The 18,954-nt window shown below is 65.5% G+C and carries 17 protein-coding genes and 2 pseudogenes; 10 read left to right on the top strand and 9 right to left on the bottom strand.

The genetic code is table 11. The features are described 5' to 3' along the window. Positions 1–24 precede the first annotated feature (24 nt). Positions 25–288, bottom strand: coding sequence for a 30S ribosomal protein S20 (gene rpsT / locus LH20_RS21430; RefSeq protein WP_053555971.1), 264 nt, complete (start codon positions 286–288; stop codon positions 25–27). A gap of 178 nt (positions 289–466) precedes the next feature. Then, positions 467–1,279 carry a bifunctional DNA-formamidopyrimidine glycosylase/DNA-(apurinic or apyrimidinic site) lyase gene (mutM, locus tag LH20_RS21425; protein ID WP_053555970.1) on the bottom strand — a complete coding sequence of 271 codons (813 nt, stop codon included), beginning with the start codon at positions 1,277–1,279 and terminating at the stop codon, positions 467–469. 96 nt (positions 1,280–1,375) lie between these two features. Here mutM and LH20_RS21420 point away from each other — a divergent pair, with 96 nt between their 5' ends. From LH20_RS21420 to LH20_RS21385, 8 genes and pseudogenes are all read left to right on the top strand, one after another. After that, positions 1,376–2,113, top strand: coding sequence for a class I SAM-dependent methyltransferase (locus LH20_RS21420; protein ID WP_053555969.1), 738 nt, complete (start codon positions 1,376–1,378; stop codon positions 2,111–2,113). Beyond that, entirely contained in the window at positions 2,110–3,654 is a 1,545-nt protein-coding gene (gene ubiB, locus LH20_RS21415) for a 2-polyprenylphenol 6-hydroxylase (RefSeq protein WP_053555968.1), read from the top strand. The genes LH20_RS21420 and ubiB overlap by 4 nt, the downstream gene beginning before the upstream one ends. Before the next feature lie 44 nt (positions 3,655–3,698). After that, entirely contained in the window at positions 3,699–3,944 is a 246-nt protein-coding gene (locus LH20_RS21410) for a type II toxin-antitoxin system CcdA family antitoxin (RefSeq protein ID WP_053556441.1), read from the top strand. Further along, the gene (locus LH20_RS21405; RefSeq protein WP_053555967.1) at positions 3,944–4,240 is read left to right on the top strand and encodes a CcdB family protein; all 297 of its coding nucleotides are present in this window, start codon (positions 3,944–3,946) and stop codon (positions 4,238–4,240) included. Before LH20_RS21410 ends, LH20_RS21405 begins: the two co-directional genes overlap by 1 nt. Positions 4,241–4,242: 2 nt before the next feature. Further along, entirely contained in the window at positions 4,243–5,505 is a 1,263-nt protein-coding gene (gene coaBC / locus LH20_RS21400) for a bifunctional phosphopantothenoylcysteine decarboxylase/phosphopantothenate--cysteine ligase CoaBC (RefSeq protein WP_053555966.1), read from the top strand. Then, positions 5,468–5,929 (top strand): annotated as a pseudogene (dut, locus tag LH20_RS21395) (dUTP diphosphatase); the annotation flags it as partial. The gene coaBC and the pseudogene dut, both read left to right, overlap by 38 nt. Before the next feature lie 87 nt (positions 5,930–6,016). Continuing rightward, positions 6,017–6,766: a HesA/MoeB/ThiF family protein gene (locus tag LH20_RS21390; protein ID WP_053555964.1), complete on the top strand. Its 750-nt coding sequence runs from the start codon at positions 6,017–6,019 to the stop codon at positions 6,764–6,766. Next, a complete protein-coding gene (locus LH20_RS21385) occupies positions 6,754–7,119 on the top strand; it encodes a DsrE family protein (protein WP_053555963.1) in 366 nt (121 codons plus the stop codon). Before LH20_RS21390 ends, LH20_RS21385 begins: the two co-directional genes overlap by 13 nt. Here LH20_RS21385 and LH20_RS21380 read toward each other — a convergent pair. The 7 genes and pseudogenes from LH20_RS21380 to LH20_RS21350 form a co-directional block, all read right to left on the bottom strand. Beyond that, complete coding sequence (locus LH20_RS21380; protein WP_053555962.1) at positions 7,116–7,841, bottom strand: class I SAM-dependent methyltransferase; 726 nt, start codon at positions 7,839–7,841, stop codon at positions 7,116–7,118. The two genes, LH20_RS21385 and LH20_RS21380, sit on opposite strands and share 4 nt — an antisense overlap. Next, positions 7,841–8,968, bottom strand: coding sequence for a peptide chain release factor 2 (gene prfB, locus LH20_RS21375; protein ID WP_053555961.1), 1,128 nt, complete (start codon positions 8,966–8,968; stop codon positions 7,841–7,843). The genes LH20_RS21380 and prfB overlap by 1 nt, the downstream gene beginning before the upstream one ends. A 61-nt stretch (positions 8,969–9,029) precedes the next feature. Further along, positions 9,030–11,546, bottom strand: coding sequence for a penicillin-binding protein 1A (locus LH20_RS21370; RefSeq protein ID WP_053555960.1), 2,517 nt, complete (start codon positions 11,544–11,546; stop codon positions 9,030–9,032). A 58-nt stretch (positions 11,547–11,604) separates the two neighbouring features. Continuing rightward, positions 11,605–12,216 (bottom strand): TetR/AcrR family transcriptional regulator, encoded by a 612-nt coding sequence (locus tag LH20_RS21365; RefSeq protein WP_053555959.1) that lies wholly within the window; start codon positions 12,214–12,216, stop codon positions 11,605–11,607. Then, positions 12,213–13,358 carry a DSD1 family PLP-dependent enzyme gene (locus LH20_RS21360; RefSeq protein ID WP_053555958.1) on the bottom strand — a complete coding sequence of 382 codons (1,146 nt, stop codon included), beginning with the start codon at positions 13,356–13,358 and terminating at the stop codon, positions 12,213–12,215. The genes LH20_RS21365 and LH20_RS21360 overlap by 4 nt, the downstream gene beginning before the upstream one ends. Then, the gene (locus tag LH20_RS21355; RefSeq protein WP_053555957.1) at positions 13,355–14,608 is read right to left on the bottom strand and encodes a D-arabinono-1,4-lactone oxidase; all 1,254 of its coding nucleotides are present in this window, start codon (positions 14,606–14,608) and stop codon (positions 13,355–13,357) included. The genes LH20_RS21360 and LH20_RS21355 overlap by 4 nt, the downstream gene beginning before the upstream one ends. A gap of 80 nt (positions 14,609–14,688) precedes the next feature. Further along, positions 14,689–15,489, bottom strand: a pseudogene (locus LH20_RS21350) (N-acetylmuramoyl-L-alanine amidase family protein); the annotation flags it as partial. Between the two features lie 140 nt (positions 15,490–15,629). Here LH20_RS21350 and LH20_RS24100 point away from each other — a divergent pair. Beyond that, positions 15,630–16,001, top strand: a complete 372-nt coding sequence (locus tag LH20_RS24100) for a hypothetical protein (RefSeq protein ID WP_235527056.1) — start codon at positions 15,630–15,632, stop codon at positions 15,999–16,001. Between the two features lie 220 nt (positions 16,002–16,221). Then, positions 16,222–18,849, top strand: a complete 2,628-nt coding sequence (locus LH20_RS21340; RefSeq protein ID WP_235527055.1) for an Rne/Rng family ribonuclease — start codon at positions 16,222–16,224, stop codon at positions 18,847–18,849. The last annotated feature ends 105 nt before the right edge of the window (positions 18,850–18,954 follow it).

Here is an 18,954-nt window from a genome sequence, read left to right as displayed (position 1 = left end):
AAATTGAGCACAGCGAAAGCCGAATCAGGCGATCGCGTTGACGCTCTTCGTCAGGCGCGAATATTTGCGTGCGACGGTGTTCTTGTGAAGCACGCCCTTTGCGACGCCACGCGCCATCTCGGGCTGAGCCGCCTTCAACGCCGCCGCGGCGGCGTCCTTGTCGCCGGCAGCGACGGCGGCTTCGACCTTCTTCACCAGCGTGCGGATGCGCGAGACGCGGTTCTTGTTGACGATCGTGCGCGCCGTGTTGCGACGGATGCGCTTCTTTGCCTGCGGCGTATTGGCCATAAGTTCCTCAAAAATCCAATCGGTTCAACGGTCGGAGCACAGCCGAAAGCGGAGCAGCCGAATCGCGCGCGGGCGGCGAATCAATGTCCGGATGCGGCCGGTTCCGGATGACCGGACCCTGCTCGAAGGGTGCGCCCATAGCCACGAAGCGGGGACGGGTCAATGCTTTTCGGCCCGATCAGCGCTGGCATTTGGGGCAATGGAAGGTCGAGCGGCCGCCCTGGACGATGCGCGCGATCGTCCCCCCGCATTCGCAGGCCTCGCCTTCGCGCCCATAGACGCGCCACTCCTTCGCAAAATAGCCAAGGTCGCCTTCGGGACTGAGGAAATCGCGCAAGGTCGACCCTCCCGCCGCGATCGCGGCTGCCAGCACCGCCTTGATCGCGGGTGCGAGCGCCGCGAGCCTGGCCTTGGGTACGTCGGCCGCGGGCTTCAGCGGCGAAATGCGCGCCATGTTGAGCGCCTCGCATACATAGATGTTCCCGAGCCCGGCCACGACCGCCTGGTCGAGCAGCATCGCCTTGATCGGCGCGCGGCGCCCGGCGAGCACACGCGCGAGATAGAGGGCGTCGAAATCATCCGAGAGCGGTTCGGGGCCGAGCGTCATAAAGGCCGGGAAGCGCGTCAGCGGATCACCCGTGACGAGATCGACCGAACCGAAGCGGCGCGGGTCATGCAGGAAGAGCCGATGGCCACCCGCGGTTTCGATCAGCAGGTGATCATGCTTTCCCGCCGCGCCGCCCTCGGTGCGCCAGCGCCCCGACATGCCAAGGTGAAAAATCATATGATCGTCGCGATCGGTCGAGACGATGCCATATTTGGCGCGGCGTGACAGGGCCGTCACGGTCGCGCCGGTCAGACGCTGCGCAAGATCGGCTGGAAAGGGCCGGCGAAGGTCGGGACGGAAGGTTGTGACAGCCACAAGTTGCTGCCCTTCAAGAAAGGGCGCCAGACCGCGCACGGTGGTTTCGACTTCGGGGAGTTCGGGCATCAGGTCTGCGGCGCTACGCGCCATTTGCGCGGGCGGCAAGGCCCCGCTAAAGGCGCTGCAGCACTTCCGCACTCCCCCCTCGCAAAGGCGCGACACATGGCTACGCCCGATACCGTCAGTTTCGGCTATGAAGAGGTTCCCGCCACCGCCAAGACCGCGATGGTCGGAGAAGTGTTCAGCCGCGTCGCGCGCAAGTATGACATCATGAACGACGCGATGTCGGGGGGCCTGCACCGGCTTTGGAAGGATCGCTTTGTGCGCCGGGTGAAACCGCGCGCAGGAGAGGCGATCCTCGACATGGCAGGGGGCACGGGCGACATAGCCTTTCGCATGGAGCCATCAGGGGCGAGCATCACCGTCGCCGACATCAACCCCGACATGCTGGGGGTGGGAATGGAGCGCGCGGCTGAACGCGGCATCACAAGCCTCGTCTGGTCCGAGCAGAACGCCGAGATGCTGAGCTTTCCCGATCAGTTTTTCGACGCCTACACAATCGCCTTCGGTATCCGCAATGTTACCGACATTCCGGCCGCACTCGCCGAGGCGCACCGCGTGCTGCGCTATGGCGGACGCTTCTTCTGCCTCGAGTTTTCGACCAATGAATGGCCGGGCTTTTCGCAGGTTTATGATGCCTATTCGCACCATCTGGTGCCCAAGCTCGGCAAGCTGATCGCGCAGGACGAGGACAGTTATCGCTATCTGATCGAGTCGATTCGCCGTTTCCCGCCGATGCCGGCCTTTGCGCAGATGATCCGCAAGGCAGGGTTCAGCGCGGTGAAGGTTGAACCGATTCTGGGCGGCCTGGTTGCCATTCACAGCGGATGGAAGGCTTGACCCGGCCGCTCACTCATATCGTCCGCCTGTTGCGCTGGGGCCGTATTCTTGCGCGCCACGGGGCGTTGCGCGGCATCGAAACGGCTCCGCAGACCCCGCCGGGAGTCAAGCGACTGTGCCGGATCGCACGACTGGGAACCATTCAGCCAAGGATTCCCGATTACGCCGCGGCCTTTCAGGCGATCGGTCCTGCAGCCGTCAAGCTGGGGCAGACGCTCGCGACACGCCCAGACCTTGTGGGGGAGGAGGCGGCGCGCAATCTTCTGACCTTGCAGGACGCGCTGCCCCCCGTCGCCTTCGACCGCATCCGGCAGGAAATCGAGGCGACCTTCGAAGCGCCGCTCGAAAGCCTCTATGCCGAATTCGACCCCGAACCAGTGGGATCGGCTTCGATCGCGCAGGTCCACCGCGCGGTAACGACCGATGGGCGCAAGGTCGCGGTCAAGGTGCGCCGCCCCGGCATCGACAAGCAGTTCGCCCGCGACATCGAAACTTACGAATGGGCGGCCGCCCATCTTGAGGCTCTCGGCGGTGAGGCGAGCCGGCTCCGCCCGCGGCAGGTGATCGCCAATTTCCGACGCTGGACGCTGCGCGAACTCGACCTGCGGCGCGAGGCGGCGTCGGCGTCCGAACTCGCCGACGCGATGACGGGGGTACCGACCTATGAAGTCCCCGCGATCGACTGGGACCGAACGAACAGCCGCGTGATGACGCTCGACTGGATCGACGGCATCAAAATCTCGCACCGCGATCAGCTCCTTGCCGCCGGGCATGACATGGAGGCGCTCGCAGCGAATCTCGTCCACGCGTTTCTGCGGCAGGCGATTGCCGAGGGCTTTTTCCACGCCGACATGCATCAGGGCAATTTGTTCGTGAAGGCCGACGGGACGATCGCTGCGGTCGACTTCGGCATCATGGGGCGAATCAACCGGCAGGCGCGCTATTGGCTCGCCGAAATCCTCTACGGGCTGACCACGGGCAATTACCGCCGGGTCGCCGAGATTCATTTCGAGGCGCAATATGTGCCCGAATATCATAGCGTCGAGGAGTTCGCGACGGCGCTTCGCGCGGTCGGCGAACCGATGCGCGGCAAGCCGGTCAGCGAACTCAGCGTCGGGCAGATGCTTGACGGCCTTTTCGCGATCACACGCGATTTCGATATGCAGACTCAGCCGCACCTGCTTTTGCTTCAGAAGACGATGGTGATGGTCGAAGGGGTCGCGACGATGCTCAATCCCGCGATCAATATGTGGGACGTATCGGGGCCATTCGTCGGCGCCTGGATTCGCGACGAGCTCGGACCCGAGGCCGCGCTTGCTGATGGGCTTCGCGAGCAGGGCAAAACGCTCGCGCTGATCCCCGACATCATCCGCCGTCTCGACGCCCAATTGCCCCGTCCGGGCGCTGCCCCCCCGGCCCCGCCGCTCCCCGATATTCCGCTGATGTGGGAGCCGGGTGAAAAGCGCGTGTGGTGGCGCTATGCGCTGACCGCGCTGATCGGCGCGGCTGCGGGCGCCGGCATGCTCCACTGGCTGGATTGAAGACTGGGACCAATGCGCATATCTCATGCGCAAGGAGAATGGCGATGAACCGTCCGGCGCGATTCGAGGGCCCCAAGAAACCGACCAATGTCTCACTGAACGCCGAATTGGTCGAAGAGGCAAAAAGGCTCGGCATCAATGTCAGCGAAGCTTGCCAGACGGGCCTTGCCGCCGAGGTCAAGAAGGCGCGCGAGGTCGCGTGGAAGGAAGAAAATCGCGCCGCCATCGAAAGCTGGAACGCCTACACGCGCGAACATGGGCTGCCACTCGCGAAATACCGGCTGTTCTGATGGCGCAGTTCGATGTCCACCGAAGTCGCGACGGAGGAGCGCTCTTGCTCGATTGCCAGAGCGACTTGCTGGGACATTTCGACACGCGCTTCGTCGTGCCGCTGGTTCCCGCGCAGATGGCACAACAGCTTTCCCGCCTCCATCCCCTCTTCGAGATCGAAGGACAGCATCATATCATGGCGACGCAGCTGGCGTCGGCCGTCGACATACGGGATTTGGGCGTCCGTGTCGCGTCGCTGGGTGACCGACGCTATGATATATTGAACGCAGTCGACATGCTGCTGACGGGAGTGTGACGATGGCGGCCAAACGCATTTTGCTCATCATTGGCGGCGGGATTGCCGCCTACAAGAGCATCGAGCTTGTCCGCCTGCTCCGCAAGGCCGGAATGACCGTACGCTGCGTCTTGACGCGCGCGGGCGAGCAGTTCGTCACGCCTCTCACGCTCGCGGCGCTCAGCGAAAACAAGGTCTACACCAACCTTTTCGACCTCAAGGACGAGGTCGAGATGGGGCATATCGAGCTCTCCCGCGAGGCCGACCTGGTGGTCGTTGCACCCGCGACCGCCGACCTTCTCGCCAAGATGGCCGCCGGAATCGCCGACGATCTCGCGACGACACTCCTGCTCGCAACCGACAAGCCCGTGCTCGCGGCACCCGCGATGAATGTGCGTATGTGGCTGCACCCCGCGACGCGGCGCAACGTCGCCACGCTGCGCAGCGACGGCGTTACCGTGATCGAACCCGACGAGGGTGAGATGGCGTGCGGAGAATATGGCCCGGGCCGCCTGCCGGAACCCGAGGCAATCAAGCAGGCGGTTGCTGCAGCGCTCGCCCGCACAGCGGGCGCGGTTCCGCTGTCCGGCCAGCCCGATTTCGCACCTGCAAGCCACCGCCCGCTCTATGGACGCCGGCTCCTGGTTACTGCAGGCCCCACGCACGAGCCGATCGATCCGGTACGCTACATCGCCAACCGGTCGAGCGGGAAGCAGGGCTTTGCAATCGCCGCTGCCGCCGCCGAAGCGGGTGCCGAGGTGCTTCTCGTTGCAGGACCGGTGCCGCTACCAACCCCGCCCGGGGTGGTCCGTGTGGACGTGGAAACCGCAATCCAAATGGCCGCAGAGGTCGAGGCAGCGCTGCCCGTCGACGCCGCGATCATGGTCGCTGCGGTTGCCGACTGGCGCGCCGCCGACACACGTGCCCAGAAGATCAAAAAGGATGGCAGCGGAGACGTCCCCCCCCTGGCGCTCGCCGAAAATCCTGACATTCTCGCCGGACTCGCCAAGAGCGCCAAGCGCCCGCCGCTGCTGATCGGCTTTGCCGCCGAAACCCATGACGTGATCGACCATGCCCAGGCAAAGCTCGCCAGGAAGGGATGCGACTGGATTGTCGCGAACGATGTCTCCGCCGACCCGATGGGCGGCGAAACCAACCGCGTTCACATCGTCAGCAAGGACGGTGTCGACAGTTGGGACCGACTGCCCAAACAGGCCGTCGCCCGCAAATTGATGGAAAAGATCGCCGATGAGCTCGACCTCCGTTCACCCGTTGATTCCAATTGAAATCCAGATCCAGCGCCTGCCAAATGGCGGCGGCCTGCCGCTGCCCGCCTACGCCTCGGAAGGCGCGGCGGGGATGGACGTGGTTGCAGCCGAGACGCTGACGCTTCGCCCCGGCACGCGCCACGCGGTCGCGACCGGCTTTGCGATGGCAATCCCCCCGGGCTACGAGGTCCAGGTGCGTCCGCGCTCGGGACTCGCTCTCAAACATGGTATCACCTGTCTCAATACGCCGGGAACCATCGACAGCGACTATCGCGGTGAGGTGAAGGTGATCCTCGCCAATCTGTCCGAGGATAATTTCGAGATCCGGCGCGGTGACCGTATCGCCCAGCTGGTGCCCGCCCCGGTCCAGCGCGCGACCTTCGCCGAGGTCGCGGCGCTCGATGCCACCGCGCGAGGCGCGGGCGGTTTCGGCTCGACGGGGGTCGCCACGGCCGCAGCCGAAGTCGAGGACAGCGCCCCGGAAGGCGTCGGGTCGCTGGCAGCGATGAAACTGCGGCGGCCCTGACCCTTGCTGTCGGACGCCGAACTCGACCGCTACGCGCGCCAGATCATTCTGCCCCAATTCGGCGGTGCGGGGCAGGCGAAGCTCAAGGCCGCGCATGTCGCGGTGATTGGCGCGGGCGGAATCGGCTGCCCGGCGATCGCCTATCTGGCTGCCGCAGGGACTGGCCGGCTGACGATCATCGACCATGATGCCGTCGAACTGTCGAACCTTCATCGCCAGCCGCTGTTCGCCGACGACGACATCGGTGCGCCCAAGGCCGAGGTTGCGGCGCGGGCGGCCCGGCGCATCAACCCGCATGTCGAAGCCATCCCCCGCGTGGAGCGGCTTGACGCGGGCAATGCCGAAGCGCTCTTGGCAGGCGCCCAGCTGATCCTCGACGGCTGCGACAATTTTCCGACCCGCCTTGCCGTGAATCGCGCCGCGGTCGCGCGCGAAATCCCCCTCCTCTCGGCCGCGATCGGCGCATTCGAGGGACAAGTCGCGCTTTACGAGGGCTGGCGCCAAGATAGCCCCTGCTACGCGTGCCTGGTCGGCAATGATCCGAATCGCGAGGGGATCAATTGCGCCGAGACGGGCGTAATGGGTGCGCTGCCAGGGATGATTGGGGCCACCGCGGCGCTGGAAGCAGTACGCGCCCTCACCGGGTGGGGCCGGCCGCTCATTGGCCGGCTCGCAATCATCGACATGTTGGAGCGGCGGTGGCGCGAAGTCGCCGTGCCTGCGGACCCCGGGTGCCCGATATGCCAGGGCTGAACCTGATCGTAGCGAGCGCGGACGGATCGCGCCTCTATGCGGCACTCGAAACCGCGATGGCGGCAGCGGCGCTAGGGGAGCCGGTGCGGCTCTTCATGCAGGGCGAGGCGGTCGCGTTGCTGCGCGCGCCGATCGGATTCGCGGGTGACGCGGCGCGCGTCGCGGCGGGCCAGCCCGACCTTGCGCAGATGATCGCCGAAGCCGCGGCGATGAATGTCGTCCTGATCGCCTGCCAGTCGGGCATGGCGCTCGCTAGCCTTAGCGCGGGCGACATGGGATCACACATACGCGCCGGCGGGCTCGTCGGCTTTCTGGCAGGCGTCGGGCCGGACGACCGGCTTATCGTCTATTAGGGATTCTTGCAGACACTGATCGCTGCAGGATCGGGGCGCTTGCCCGTGGGCACAAAGCGCGCGAGATAACCCCCTGCGGTCTGCTTGTCGTTATAAGACAGCAACTTGTAGCCCACCGCCTGAAACTCGCAGACAAGCAGGCGAAAGGGTGTCCCATGCTGCGCAATCGGGCGGTCGCCGTCGACAACGATCACCTGCCCTCCCTGACGCAGGGCAGGACGCAGTCGCCAGAGAAAGGCGTAAGGTTCGCCGATCTCGTGATACATATGCACCATGAACACGCGGTCGAAGCTGTTCGCAGGAAGCCGCGGATCGTCGACCGCACCGAGCTTCAGCGACACATTGTCGAGCCGCTCGCGAGCGACGCGGTCGGCGAGGCGTTCGATCACCTCGGGCTGGATATCCTGCGCGAGCACGCGACCGTCGGCTCCGACCCGGCCCGCTAGGCGGACCGTGTAATAGCCGTCGCCGGCCCCGATATCGGCGACAGTCATACCGGGACGGACGTCGGCCGAATCCATGACGTCATCGGCTTCGTTGACGCGATCGCGAGCCTCTTCGGTGGACCATTTGGTCGAGGTGATCGGCGCGACAGGGCGGTCGGCGGGCGGGAAATCGCGCGCGGTTTCGATGCGGTCGCCATCCTCCTGCCAGGGCGCATCGCAGCCGCCGACCAGCGGTGCAAGCGCCAGTGCGGCGAGGAAGGCCGCGCGGCGCTGCATCAGTCGATGTCCTCCACCTCGACCTTTTCGCCCGTCACCTTTTGCGACAGCGCCGCTGCCATGAAGGGATCGAGCGCGCCATCAAGAACGTCGCCGGGAGCAGTCGAGGTCACTCCGGTGCGCAAATCCTTCACCAGCTGATAGGGCTGGAGAACGTAGGACCTGATCTGGTGGCCCCAGCCTATCTCGGTCTTCGCCTGATATTCGCCGCTCGCTTCGACCTCGCGCTTTTGAAGTTCGGCCTCGTACATCCGCGCCTTCAGCATGTTCATGGCCGTGGCGCGGTTCTTGTGCTGCGAACGGTCATTCTGGCTGGCAACGACAATGCCGGTTGGAATGTGGGTGATGCGCACGGCCGAGTCGGTCGTGTTGACGTGCTGGCCGCCCGCGCCCGATGCGCGGTAGGTATCGATCTTGAGGTCGCTCTCGTTGATGTCGATCTGGATATCGTCGTCGATCACCGGATAGACCCAAACCGACGAGAAGCTGGTATGGCGGCGCGCCGAACTGTCGTAGGGCGAGATTCGGACAAGGCGGTGCACGCCGCTCTCGGTCTTGGCATAGCCATAGGCGCTTTCGCCCTTTATCAGCATGGTTGCCGACTTGATGCCTGCCTGCTCGCCCGCCTGATATTCGACGAGCTCGACCTTCATCCCGCGCTTTTCGGCCCAGCGCATATACATGCGCTGCAGCATTTCGGCCCAGTCCTGGCTTTCGGTGCCTCCGGCGCCTGCGTGGATTTCGATATAGCAGTCGTTGCCGTCCGCCTCGCCTGCAAGCAGCGCCTTGACCTTGTCCTGTTCAGCGCGCTGCGCGAGCGCGGCGAGACTGGCGACAGCATCGTCGATCAGCGCCTCGTCGCCCTCCATCTCGGCAAGTTCGATCAACTCGACCGTGTCGTCGCGCTCCTTCTCGATAGCGCGCGTCGCATTGATCGCCTCATCGAGCCGGCGGCGTTCGCGCATGACCTCCTGCGCCGCCTTGGGGCTGTCCCACAGCGTCGGGTCCTCGACCTTTGCATTGAGCTCGTCGAGCCGGCGCACGGCGCGGTCCCAGTCGAGGAATCGGCGCAGCAATGCCAGCGCGGCGTTGATCGTATCGATTTGATCCTGCGCTTCGGCGCGCATCTTCTTGCTCCTGAATTCAATGGGCCCCGGCCATAGAGGCTCGAGCGCCGGTGGCAAGCCGTCAGATGATTCCGCCGCGATCGTCGAGGAAGTCGCTGTCGCTGCGCCGCCCGCTGCTCTGTTCCACCGGCGCGTCCTGTCGCGGGGCGGGTTTCGACGGCTTGATCTCCTCTTCGCGGATTGTCCGTCGGGGTTCGCTTTCGGGCTTGAAGGCTTCCCAGATAATCGCCGCCTTGGGGTCGCTGCCAGGCCAGCTACCATAGACACGGCGACCCGATTGACGGTCGATACGAACCATGCGGATGCCCTTGGGCGCGGTGAAGGGCACAGGTTGGCGGTCTGCCAGCGCTTCGAGGAAGAAATCCTTGAACACGGGGGCGGCAAGGCTGCCCCCCTGCGCATAGCCCCCCATGTTGCGTGGCTGGTCGAAGCCGAGATAGAGGCCCGCGACCACGTCGGGGGTACCGCCCATGAACCAGACGTCCTTGGGCCCCGTGGTCGTCCCTGTCTTCCCGAACAAGGGGACGCCGAGGTCGCGGAGTCGCTGCGCGGTTCCGCGCTGGATGACCCCTTCGAGCATGTGAACGACCTGATAGGCGGTCATCGGATTCATAAGCTGCTTACCCGACGGCGCAAAGCGGGGCATTGGCCGGCCGTCCCAGTCCTTCTGGTTACATCCCTCGCAAGGGCGCCAGTCGCGCGGGAAGATCACCTTGCCGCGGCGGTCCTGAACATAATCGATCACCCGCGGCTTCAACGCGCGGCCGTGATTGGCGAGCATCGCATAGGCGTTGACCAGCTTTTCGACCGTCGTCGTGCCCGCACCGAGCGCAGTCGACAGATAGGGTTCGTGCGTGCCGATGCCCATCGTCTTGATCGTCTCGACGATCGGCTCCATCCCGACCTGGCTTGCGGTGCGGACGGTCATCAGGTTGCGCGACTGCTCGAGCCCCCAGCGCATTGTGTGCTGGCCCGCTCCGCCCGCGCCGCCATAGTTTCGGAAGCATTTGTTTCCAAGGTTTGCGCCCTGATAGACGCAGAAAGGCCCGTCGACGATCATCGTCGCGGGGGTCATGCCATTGTCGAGCGCGGTCGCATAGACGAAGGGCTTGATGGTCGATCCTGGCTGACGTTCGGCCTGCGTTGCACGGTTGAACGGCGACAGGCGGACATCGAAACCGCCCTGCATCGCGTAAATACGACCCGAATGCGGGCTTTCCACGACCATGCCGCCCGACACCTCGGGAATGTTGCGCAACGAATAGACGCCGGGCGAGGTCGCCTTGACCGCAATCAGGTCACCGGGTTTCATCGCCACGAAGGCACTTGTCCCGCGCTTGCGATAGGCCATTTGTGCAGCGCTGGCTGGCAGCCGCCCGGTCGTACCGTCCGAAAATCCGAGGCGTGCTTCGCTGCCCGTCTTGGAAAGCACCGCGGCGATGCGCCAATTATCATAGCTGATCCCGATGAAACTCGAGGCGAGCCTGCTCTGCCACTGCGCGTCGGCCTCGATCGTCGCGATCGGTCCCGACCAACCCTTGCCAGCATCGTAGCGGATCAGCCCGGCGCGCAGCGCTTTCGCGGTGGCCTGCTGCATCTTGTCATCATAGGCTGTGCGTACCCACAGGCCGCCGGCATAGACGCTATGCGGCCCGTCTTCGGCGGTTTCGCCGAACTGGTCGATCAGCTGGCGCCGCACCTCTTCCATATAATATCCGCCGACCTGCGCGACCGCGCGGTTGCCCGTCTCGGTCAGGCCGAGCGGCATCGCCTGCGCAGCGTCACGCTGCGCGGGGGTGATCCAGCCGTTGCGCGCCATCGCTCCGAGCACGAAATTGCGTCGCCCCAGCGCCTTGTCAGCGTTTCGTGCACGGCCATAGGTTTCAGGCGCCTTGGGCAGAATGGCAAGGAAGGCCATTTCGTGCAGCGCGAGCTGATCGACGTCCTTGTCGAAATAGGCGCGGCTTGCTGCCTGGACGCCGAAGCTGCGGCGGCCGAGGGGGATTTCGTTGAGATAGAGTTCAAGGATCTGCTCTTTGGTCAGAGCCCCCTCGATGCGCATGGCGAGGATCGCCTCGCGGATCTTGCGCGTATAGCTGACCTCGTTGGTCAGCAGCAGATTCTTCGCGACCTGCTGGGTGATCGTCGAAGCGCCGATCGGGCGACCGTCGTTCTTGAGGTTGGTGACGATCGCGGTCGCGATCCCGGGATAGTCAATGCCACCATGCTCGAAGAAGGTGCGGTCCTCTGCAGCCAGGAAAGCGCGGACGAGCAGCTGGGGATATTCGCTGTACTCGAGCTGGACCCGGCGCTCGCGCGCGTAGCTATGCACCGGCTTGCCTTCGCCGTCGCGGACCATCGTGGGCAGGGGCGGTTCATAGTCGCGAAGCTGGTCGACCGAGGGCAGGTTGCGCGCGAAGATGATCCAGATGAGGATGAACGCGAGCAGCCCCGCGAGCGCCAGCCAGCCGAGCCAGCGGAACCAACGGCGTGTCCACATATCGCGCAGCCAGGCCATCGCGGCATTGCTGTCGCGGCGCAGACGGTAGCGGAAATGGGAAGAGGTGTCGGCGACCATAGGGTTTCGCCTCTAAAGCCTGCATGACCGAAAGGGAAGAAGGGTTGCGATGGGTGGCTCAGCGCCGCGCGGCGAGTTCGGCGAGCGCGGCGCTCAGCATGGCGGCGACGTCGGCGAGCGCGGCGTCGGGGTCGATCCGCCTTTCCTCGTAGAGCATTTCGTCGGCAGCAAAGCCGATCTCCACGGCAATCCGCAGCCGGCGCCACAACAGCTCGGGGGCGACGCCGGACAGAAAGGGCGCACAAGCTGCGGCAAGACGGTCGGTGACGCCGCGGTGCGAATCGAGGCGGACGTGCGCAAGCGCCGGGGACGCGTGAAGCGCGCGCAAAATCCAGACCGCCCCCGGCTCGGCGCGCGTCACCGCCGCCGTATCCGCGAGCAGTGCACCGATGTGCGCCGCCATCGCCGATATGCCGCCCTCGGCGTGGCGCTCCACCCACCTCTCGAGCACCGCATTCTGGCGCGCCATCAGCCGCCGCCCCAGCGCTTCGAGCACCGCATATTTATCGGCGAAATAGCGATAGAGCGCCGGCGGGCTCACTCCTGCGCGCGCCGCGATGAGATTTGTCGAGATGCGCTCGACCCCAACCTCGGCAAGCAGTGCGCCCGCGACGTCGAGCAGCCGCTCGCGCGTCGCCGCGGCGCGCGCCTGTTTGGCCGGCGGCTTCACCGTGCGCGGCCGCGCGCGCTCACGGGCCAGATATCAACCAGCGTGTCGCCCGCAACGACATGATAATGGTCATAAAGATTGACCGTCGGGTCGCAGTGCGGGACGGTCAGCGTCACCGGATCGCCTGGCGCCAGCAAAGTGCCGATATCGGGCGCGATCAACGCCGCATGCTCGTCGCCCATGAAGGCGAAAAAGGCACTTTCCGGCGCGCCGCGCCGCACAACCGCAACGCCCCCGTCGGTCGACAGCGATTTGAAACCGGCATCTATCGTGACCAGCCCGGGATGATTTGCGCTGACCACGCGCGCATCGACGCCGAGTGCGGTCTCGAATGGCCGGCTACCGTCACCGGTGAGATCGCACTCATTGTACTGCTGGTCCATGAAAACATAGGAGCCCGCCTGCAGCTCGGTAAAGACGCCGAGCTCGAGGTCGATGCGGTGGGTCCCGGTGCCCGATCCCGTGACAATGCCGGGAGCAAAGCCCGCGTCGGTCAGCGCGGCGATGACCGAGGTGAGATAGTCGGTGCGCGCGACGATCGCAGAGCGGCGTTCGTCATAATCCTCGATATGCTGCTGCGAGCCACAATAATATTGAACGCCGCGAAAGCGAAGCGAGGGAAGCGCCGCGATCGTTCGGGCCAGTTCCACCGCCATTTCTGCCGAGGCGACGCCGGTGCGCGCGATCCCCGGATCGACGTCAATGATGACGTCGATGCTCGCGCCGACATCGGCGAGTGCCGCGGCAAGCCGTTGCGCGACCGCGGGATGATCGACGACCGCCATCAATCGCTCGGTGCGCGCCGCGAGCGCGGCCAGTCGCCTGATGGCTTGCGGCGCGGCAACCGGCGAGGTGATCAATATTCCCGATACGCCCCCATCGGCCAGCACTTCGGCCTCGCCAATCTTCGCGCAGCAGACGCCGCGTGCGCCGGATGCGAGCTGGCGCTTCGCGATATCGACGCTCTTGTGCGTCTTGGCATGGGGGCGCAGGTCAACGCCCTTCGCCGCCACGAGCGCTGCCATCGCCGATATATTGCGGTCGAGCGCCTCGACGTCGAGCACCAGCACCGGCGTGTTTAGGTCGGCGCGGGAACCCTGGCGGCCGATCAGATGCGCGTGCAGGGCCGGATCGTCGGTCATGAGAACAGCGTCTCCAGATGGGTATTGAGAAATTTGCCCGTGGGGTCGGCGGCGCGCCGCACGGCGCGAAAGCGCTCGGCCATCGGATAAAGCGCGTCGACGTCGGCGCGGGTGAGCGTGTGGCGCTTCGCCCAATGCGGCCGGCCGCCATACGCGCGAAAGATCGCCTCGACACTCGCGAAGTGGCCGGCCCAGGGCATCTTCGCATATTGGTGCATCGAGATTGCGGCGACTGGCCCCGCATTCATCGGGCTCATCCATATATCGTCTGCCGCGACGGTGCGATATTCGAAGGGAAAGGTGACCGGCAGTCGCTTCCTTCGGATCCATCCGACCGCCTCATCAAGCGCGTCAAGCCCGGCAGCGCGCGGCAGTTCATACTCCATTTCCTCGAAGCGGATCGTGCGGTCCGAAGGAAAGATCGCATGTGCAGGGCCGCGTCGCGCACCGTCGAAACGCGTGCGCATCATCGCGCGCTGGAGGAAGGGGGTCAAAAAGGGCAGCCTCGCCGAGACATCAAGGATACGGCGGAAGGTGGTTTCCTCCATGTCCGTGGTCGAAGCGGGCGGATCGCACGGATCACAGGGCGTGAGCGTCTTCAGGATCACGGTGTCGGCGTGAGGAAAGAACCAGAACTCGATGTGGCGATGCCGTTCGGCGAGCTCGTCATATCCTTCGCGCACTTCGGCCCACCGCCTCTTCTCGATCCGCTCGGCGAGATGAAAAGCCGGTACCACCAGGGTTTCGATTTCCGTCGCAATACCGAACAGGCCGAGCGAAAGGCGCTGCGCCTGGTACAGTTCGGGATTGGTCACGGCGTCGCACCAGTGCAGCTCGCCATCGGCCCCGATCAGCCTGAAACCGCGCGCGAAGGTTGCAAGGCTGCCGAGGGTCGCGCCCGTACCGTGAGTACCCGTCGCCATCGCCCCCGCGAGCGACTGCGGATTGACGTCGCCCTGATTGGCGAGCGCAAGCCCCTCGGCCCACAGCGCGGCAGTGAGCCGCTTGATCGACCAGCCCGCGGGGATACGCGCGCTCCGGCGGTCTGGGGCGACCACCATCTCTCCTCGCATTTCGCCGAGCGACACGATCAGATCGTCTGTCTCGCATAGCGGCATGAAGCTGTGGCCTGCACCAAGTGCGCGGACCTTGCGCGCGTGACGGACCAGCGCGGCGAGTTCGCCCTCGTCGCGAGGCCGCGCCGCGGTCGCTGCTGCCGACACGCTTCCTGACCAGTTGCTCCAGCCCACAACGTCCCTTTGCTGTCAGAAGGCGGAGGCTGGAGTGTCGCAGAAAGCTAGTCAAGACTAACTTTTTGAAAGTCCCATCCTCAGCGCTCGGCGATCCGGCGGGCGAAGTGGAGCTGCACAGCTTCACGCACGCCCCGCGCGACCTTCTGTTGCCCGGCCTTCGAGGTGAGGAAGGCTGTGTCTTCCTTGTTCGACAGGAAGCCTGTCTCGAAGAGCACCGACGGGGTATCGGGCGCCTTCAGCACGACGAAAGAGGCAAAGCGGTGCGCATTGCTGCGAAACGGCACCTCGTCGGCCGCCTCCCGCTGAAGCAGGCGCGCGAAGTCCGACGCAACATTCATTGTCTCGCGCTGCGTCAGGTCGAGCAGGATCGACGACACCGCGCCGCCATGCGCCCCGAGGTCGACCCCGTTGATGATGTTCGCCTTGTTTTCGCGCGCCGCGAGCTTCGCCGCCTCCCGGTCCGAGGCGACCTCGGAGAGAGTGAAGACCGATGCGCCGCGCGCGTCCTCATTCTCGGCTGAATCGGCGTGAATCGAGAGAAAGAGATCAGCCTTCAGCCGCCGCGCGATTCCGTAGCGCTCCTCGAGCACGAGATAACGGTCGTCGCCCCGGGTGAGCGCGACGCGAACACGGCCCGTTGCGAGGAGCTGATCCCGAATCGCGCGCGCAAGCGCGAGCGTCACATCCTTTTCACGGCGCCCGCCATGTGGCGAGATTGCGCCCGGGTCGTGCCCGCCGTGGCCCGGATCAAGGACGACGAGCGGCAGATCTGCATCGTCCGGCCCGTCAACCCGCGGTAGCGGCAACGCGGGCCGCGGCTTGCCGATCGGCACGGTGACCGAATAGCGCTTTGCGGGCGGTCTTGCGCGAAAACTCGCGGACTGGAGAAGGCCCGGCCGGGGCGCCGGCACCGCGCGCGCAGCATCGCCGGCGGACGCCGGCGGCGTCAGCAGCGCCGCGCTCAACAGGAATAAGAGGCCCATGGAGGCGACTATGCCGCCCAGCACGCATTGGTCCAGTGCTTATTCAAAAAGAGCCGCTTTCCTGCCGCATCCAGGCGTGCATCAACGCGGTTAACGCCCGGGTTTTCCTGTCCGGCGCGCGTGAAGACGCGAGCGCATTGTCGCAACAATTGGTACGCGATCGCATCTTTGTGCGGAGGCGGAGGTTGCCGTTGGTCCCTGCCGATGCTAGCAACGCCACCATTGACGGTGCCTTTTCCGGTCCGTCCGGCCTTTTTGAGGGGAAAGGCGCCGATCTCGCGAACCTGCGGGACCGCTGCAGCCCCGGCGCCGGACATACGGGAAAGGGCGACCTGCCGTCAGTCCACCCGGTTGACCGGACAGCGGAGCCATTCTGCCCCCTGCTCGCTCATCCCGTAACAGGTTGATGCCGCATGAGGCTTGCCATGCCCTCTTCTGATCCCGACGCGGGCGCCTTTGCCCCGACCGTCGCCGGATTCGAAGACCGCATGCGCGTCCAGGACCGGACGCAAGCCCCTCGCTGCAATAACGTCTTTATCCGTTTCACCTTTATCCGCCGCAACCGCCCCGAAGGGCAGTTCGCGGGATTTTCTGTTGGCGCGCCGCGGCGCGCTTGGAGTGCATATAATGACCACGCGCATGTTGATCGACGCGCGGCACCGGGAAGAAACCCGGGTCGCCGTCACCAAGGGAAACCGCATCGAGGAGTTTGATTTCGAGTCCGCCGAGCACAAGCAGCTCAAGGGCAACATCTATCTGGCCAAGGTCACCCGCGTCGAACCTTCGTTGCAGGCGGCGTTCGTCGAATATGGCGGGAACCGCCACGGCTTCTTGGCCTTCAGCGAAATCCACCCCGACTATTATCAGATTCCGAAGGAAGACCGCGAAGCGCTGCTGCGCGAAGAAGCGGAGCACGCTGCCGAGGCGGCGATGCGCGCCGAGGAGGATCTCGACGAACTCGAAGGCGATGTCGCCGACGTCGAGGACCATGACGACGACAATGGCGACGCCCCCGCCCCCGTAACCATCGGCGAAGAGGCCGAGGACGCCGAGGACGCCGAGGAGGGCAGCGAGTCCGAAGCCGGCGACGGCGAACAGGCCTCCGAGGAAGGCAAAGACGGACGCGGCGACCGCCGCCGCCGCGGGCGCGACGGCCGCAAGGGCGGCCGGGGCCGCGGGCGCGGCCGCCGGAGCGACGAAGACGACGGCGAAAACCGCATGTCGCTGCGCCGCCGCTACAAGATTCAGGACGTCATTCGCCGCCGTCAGGTGATGCTGGTCCAGGTCGTCAAGGAAGAGCGCGGCAACAAGGGCGCCGCGCTGACCACCTATCTCTCGCTCGCCGGCCGCTATTGCGTGCTGATGCCGAACACGATGCACGGCGGCGGGATCAGTCGCAAGATTTCGAACGGCGCCGATCGCCGCAAGCTGAAGGCGATGATCGACGAGCTCAACCTGCCACCGACGATGGGTTGCATCGTGCGTACCGCCGGGATGAGCCGCACCAAGACCGAGATCAAGCGCGACTTCGACTATCTCGCGCGCCTGTGGGACGAAATCCGCGAAAAGACGCTGCAGTCGAGCGCGCCTGCGCTGATTCATTCGGACAGCGACCTCGTGAAGCGCGCGATCCGTGACATCTATCACAAGGATATCGAGGAAGTGCTCGTCGAGGGCGACGAGGGCTACAAGGCAGCGAAGCAGTTCATGAAGCTGCTGATGCCGAGCCACGCCCGGCGCGTGAAGCAATATGCGGATCCGGTCTCGCTCTATCAGCGCTATGGCGTCGAGGATCAGCTCGCTGGAATGCTCAACCCCGTCGTGCAGCTGAAATCGGGAGGCTATCTCGTGATCAACCCGACCGAGGCCCTAGTGTCGATCGACATCAACTCGGGCCGGTCAACGCGCGAGCATAATATCGAGCAGACCGCGCTCAACACCAACCTCGAGGCCGCGCACGAGATCGCGCGGCAGCTGCGCCTGCGGGACATGGCGGGGCTGATCGTGATCGACTTCATCGACATGGATCACGGTTCGAACGTCCGCAAGGTCGAGCGCGCCATGAAGGAAGCGCTGAAGAACGACCGCGCGCGCATCCAGATCGGCCGCATTTCCGGCTTTGGTCTGATGGAGATGAGCCGTCAGCGGCTGCGCACCGGCGTACTCGAAGCCTCGACACGGCCCTGTCCGCATTGCGAGGGCACGGGTCTCGTTCGCACCGCATCGTCGGCGGGTCTCAGCGCGCTGCGTCTGATCGAGGAGGAGGCCGCGCGCGGCAAGGGCAGCAAGATCACGTTGCGCGCCAGCCAGGAAGCGACCTTCTACCTCCTCAACGAGAAGCGCCGCGAACTGCACGAAATCGAGGAGCTTTACGGCGTCAGCGTCGAAATCCTGCCCGACGGCGAGACCGAGGGCGCACGCATGGCAATCGAGATTGGCGGTCCCCCGCCGGTCGCGCGCCGCAGCTTCGCCCCGATCGAAGTGATCGAGGACGAGGAAGACGAGGATATCGTCGAGGAGGAAGAAGGCGAGGAAGCTGGGGATGACGAACACCCCGCCCGCCGCGCGCGTGACGAGAGCGAGGGAGAAGGCGAGGGCCGCAAGCGCCGCCGCCGCCGCCGCCGCGGCCGCCGCGGCCGCCGCGATGAAGAGGGAGGCGAATCGGTCGAAGGCGACGCTGTGGAGAGCGAGGGCGAACCAGAGCAGATCGACGTCACCCCCGTGGAGGAAACCGCCCCTGCCGAAGTCGAGGCCCCGGCCGAAATCGCAGCCGAACCCGAGGAGGGCGATGCGAAGCCGAAGCGCCGCCGCGGGGGCCGCGGGCGCAAGGCGAAGACCGAGGAGGCCGAGGCTGAAAGCATGACCCTGGCTGCCGAAGCACCAGTCGAGGCCGAGAGCGTCGAGGCAGCGGCGGAGGAGGCACCAGTCGCCCCGGAGAAGCCCAAGCGCAAACGCGCTCCGCGCAAGGCCAAAGCGGCCGAAGCAGAGCCCGCAACTGAGGAAACCGAAGCGCCCCGGGCCGAAGCCGCGCTCGCAGAAGCCCCCGCCGCCGAAGCCGTGGAGGCCGAACCGGCGGCCAAGCCGGTGCGCAAGCGCGCCAGCAGGAGCAAGAAGGCCGCGGCTGCCGAGGCAGCGCCCGAGGCGGAATCGCTCGAAGCCGCCACGGTGGTCGCCGCGGACGAGACGCCGGCGGCCGATGAGGCGACCGGAGGCGAGCCCCGCCGCGGATGGTGGCAGCGCACCTTCGGAAACTGAGCGCAGTTTCTTCGACAGGATAAAGCCGTGCGCTCCAGCGGAAGCAGGAACGCACGGCTTTTCTTTTCGGGCGACCGGCCGCAAAAAGGCCATCTCGCGCCTTGC

The organism is Sphingopyxis sp. 113P3 (assembly GCF_001278035.1).
Taxonomy (GTDB): domain Bacteria; phylum Pseudomonadota; class Alphaproteobacteria; order Sphingomonadales; family Sphingomonadaceae; genus Sphingopyxis.
This window is presented reverse-complemented; position numbering and strand designations above follow the sequence as displayed.

Excerpts from the sequence above, each read along its gene's own strand:
- rpsT (WP_053555971.1), bottom strand. The coding sequence starts at position 288 with ATGGCCAATACGCCGCAGGCAAAGAAGCGCATCCGTCGCAACACGGCG.
- mutM (WP_053555970.1), bottom strand. The coding sequence starts at position 1,279 with ATGCCCGAACTCCCCGAAGTCGAAACCACCGTGCGCGGTCTGGCGCCC.
- LH20_RS21420 (WP_053555969.1), top strand. The coding sequence starts at position 1,376 with ATGGCTACGCCCGATACCGTCAGTTTCGGCTATGAAGAGGTTCCCGCC.
- LH20_RS21410 (WP_053556441.1), top strand. The coding sequence starts at position 3,699 with ATGAACCGTCCGGCGCGATTCGAGGGCCCCAAGAAACCGACCAATGTC.
- LH20_RS21405 (WP_053555967.1), top strand. The coding sequence starts at position 3,944 with ATGGCGCAGTTCGATGTCCACCGAAGTCGCGACGGAGGAGCGCTCTTG.
- coaBC (WP_053555966.1), top strand. The coding sequence starts at position 4,243 with ATGGCGGCCAAACGCATTTTGCTCATCATTGGCGGCGGGATTGCCGCC.
- LH20_RS21385 (WP_053555963.1), top strand. The coding sequence starts at position 6,754 with ATGCCAGGGCTGAACCTGATCGTAGCGAGCGCGGACGGATCGCGCCTC.
- LH20_RS21380 (WP_053555962.1), bottom strand. The coding sequence starts at position 7,841 with ATGCAGCGCCGCGCGGCCTTCCTCGCCGCACTGGCGCTTGCACCGCTG.
- prfB (WP_053555961.1), bottom strand. The coding sequence starts at position 8,968 with ATGCGCGCCGAAGCGCAGGATCAAATCGATACGATCAACGCCGCGCTG.
- LH20_RS21370 (WP_053555960.1), bottom strand. The coding sequence starts at position 11,546 with ATGGTCGCCGACACCTCTTCCCATTTCCGCTACCGTCTGCGCCGCGAC.
- LH20_RS21360 (WP_053555958.1), bottom strand. The coding sequence starts at position 13,358 with ATGACCGACGATCCGGCCCTGCACGCGCATCTGATCGGCCGCCAGGGT.
- LH20_RS21340 (WP_235527055.1), top strand. The coding sequence starts at position 16,222 with ATGACCACGCGCATGTTGATCGACGCGCGGCACCGGGAAGAAACCCGG.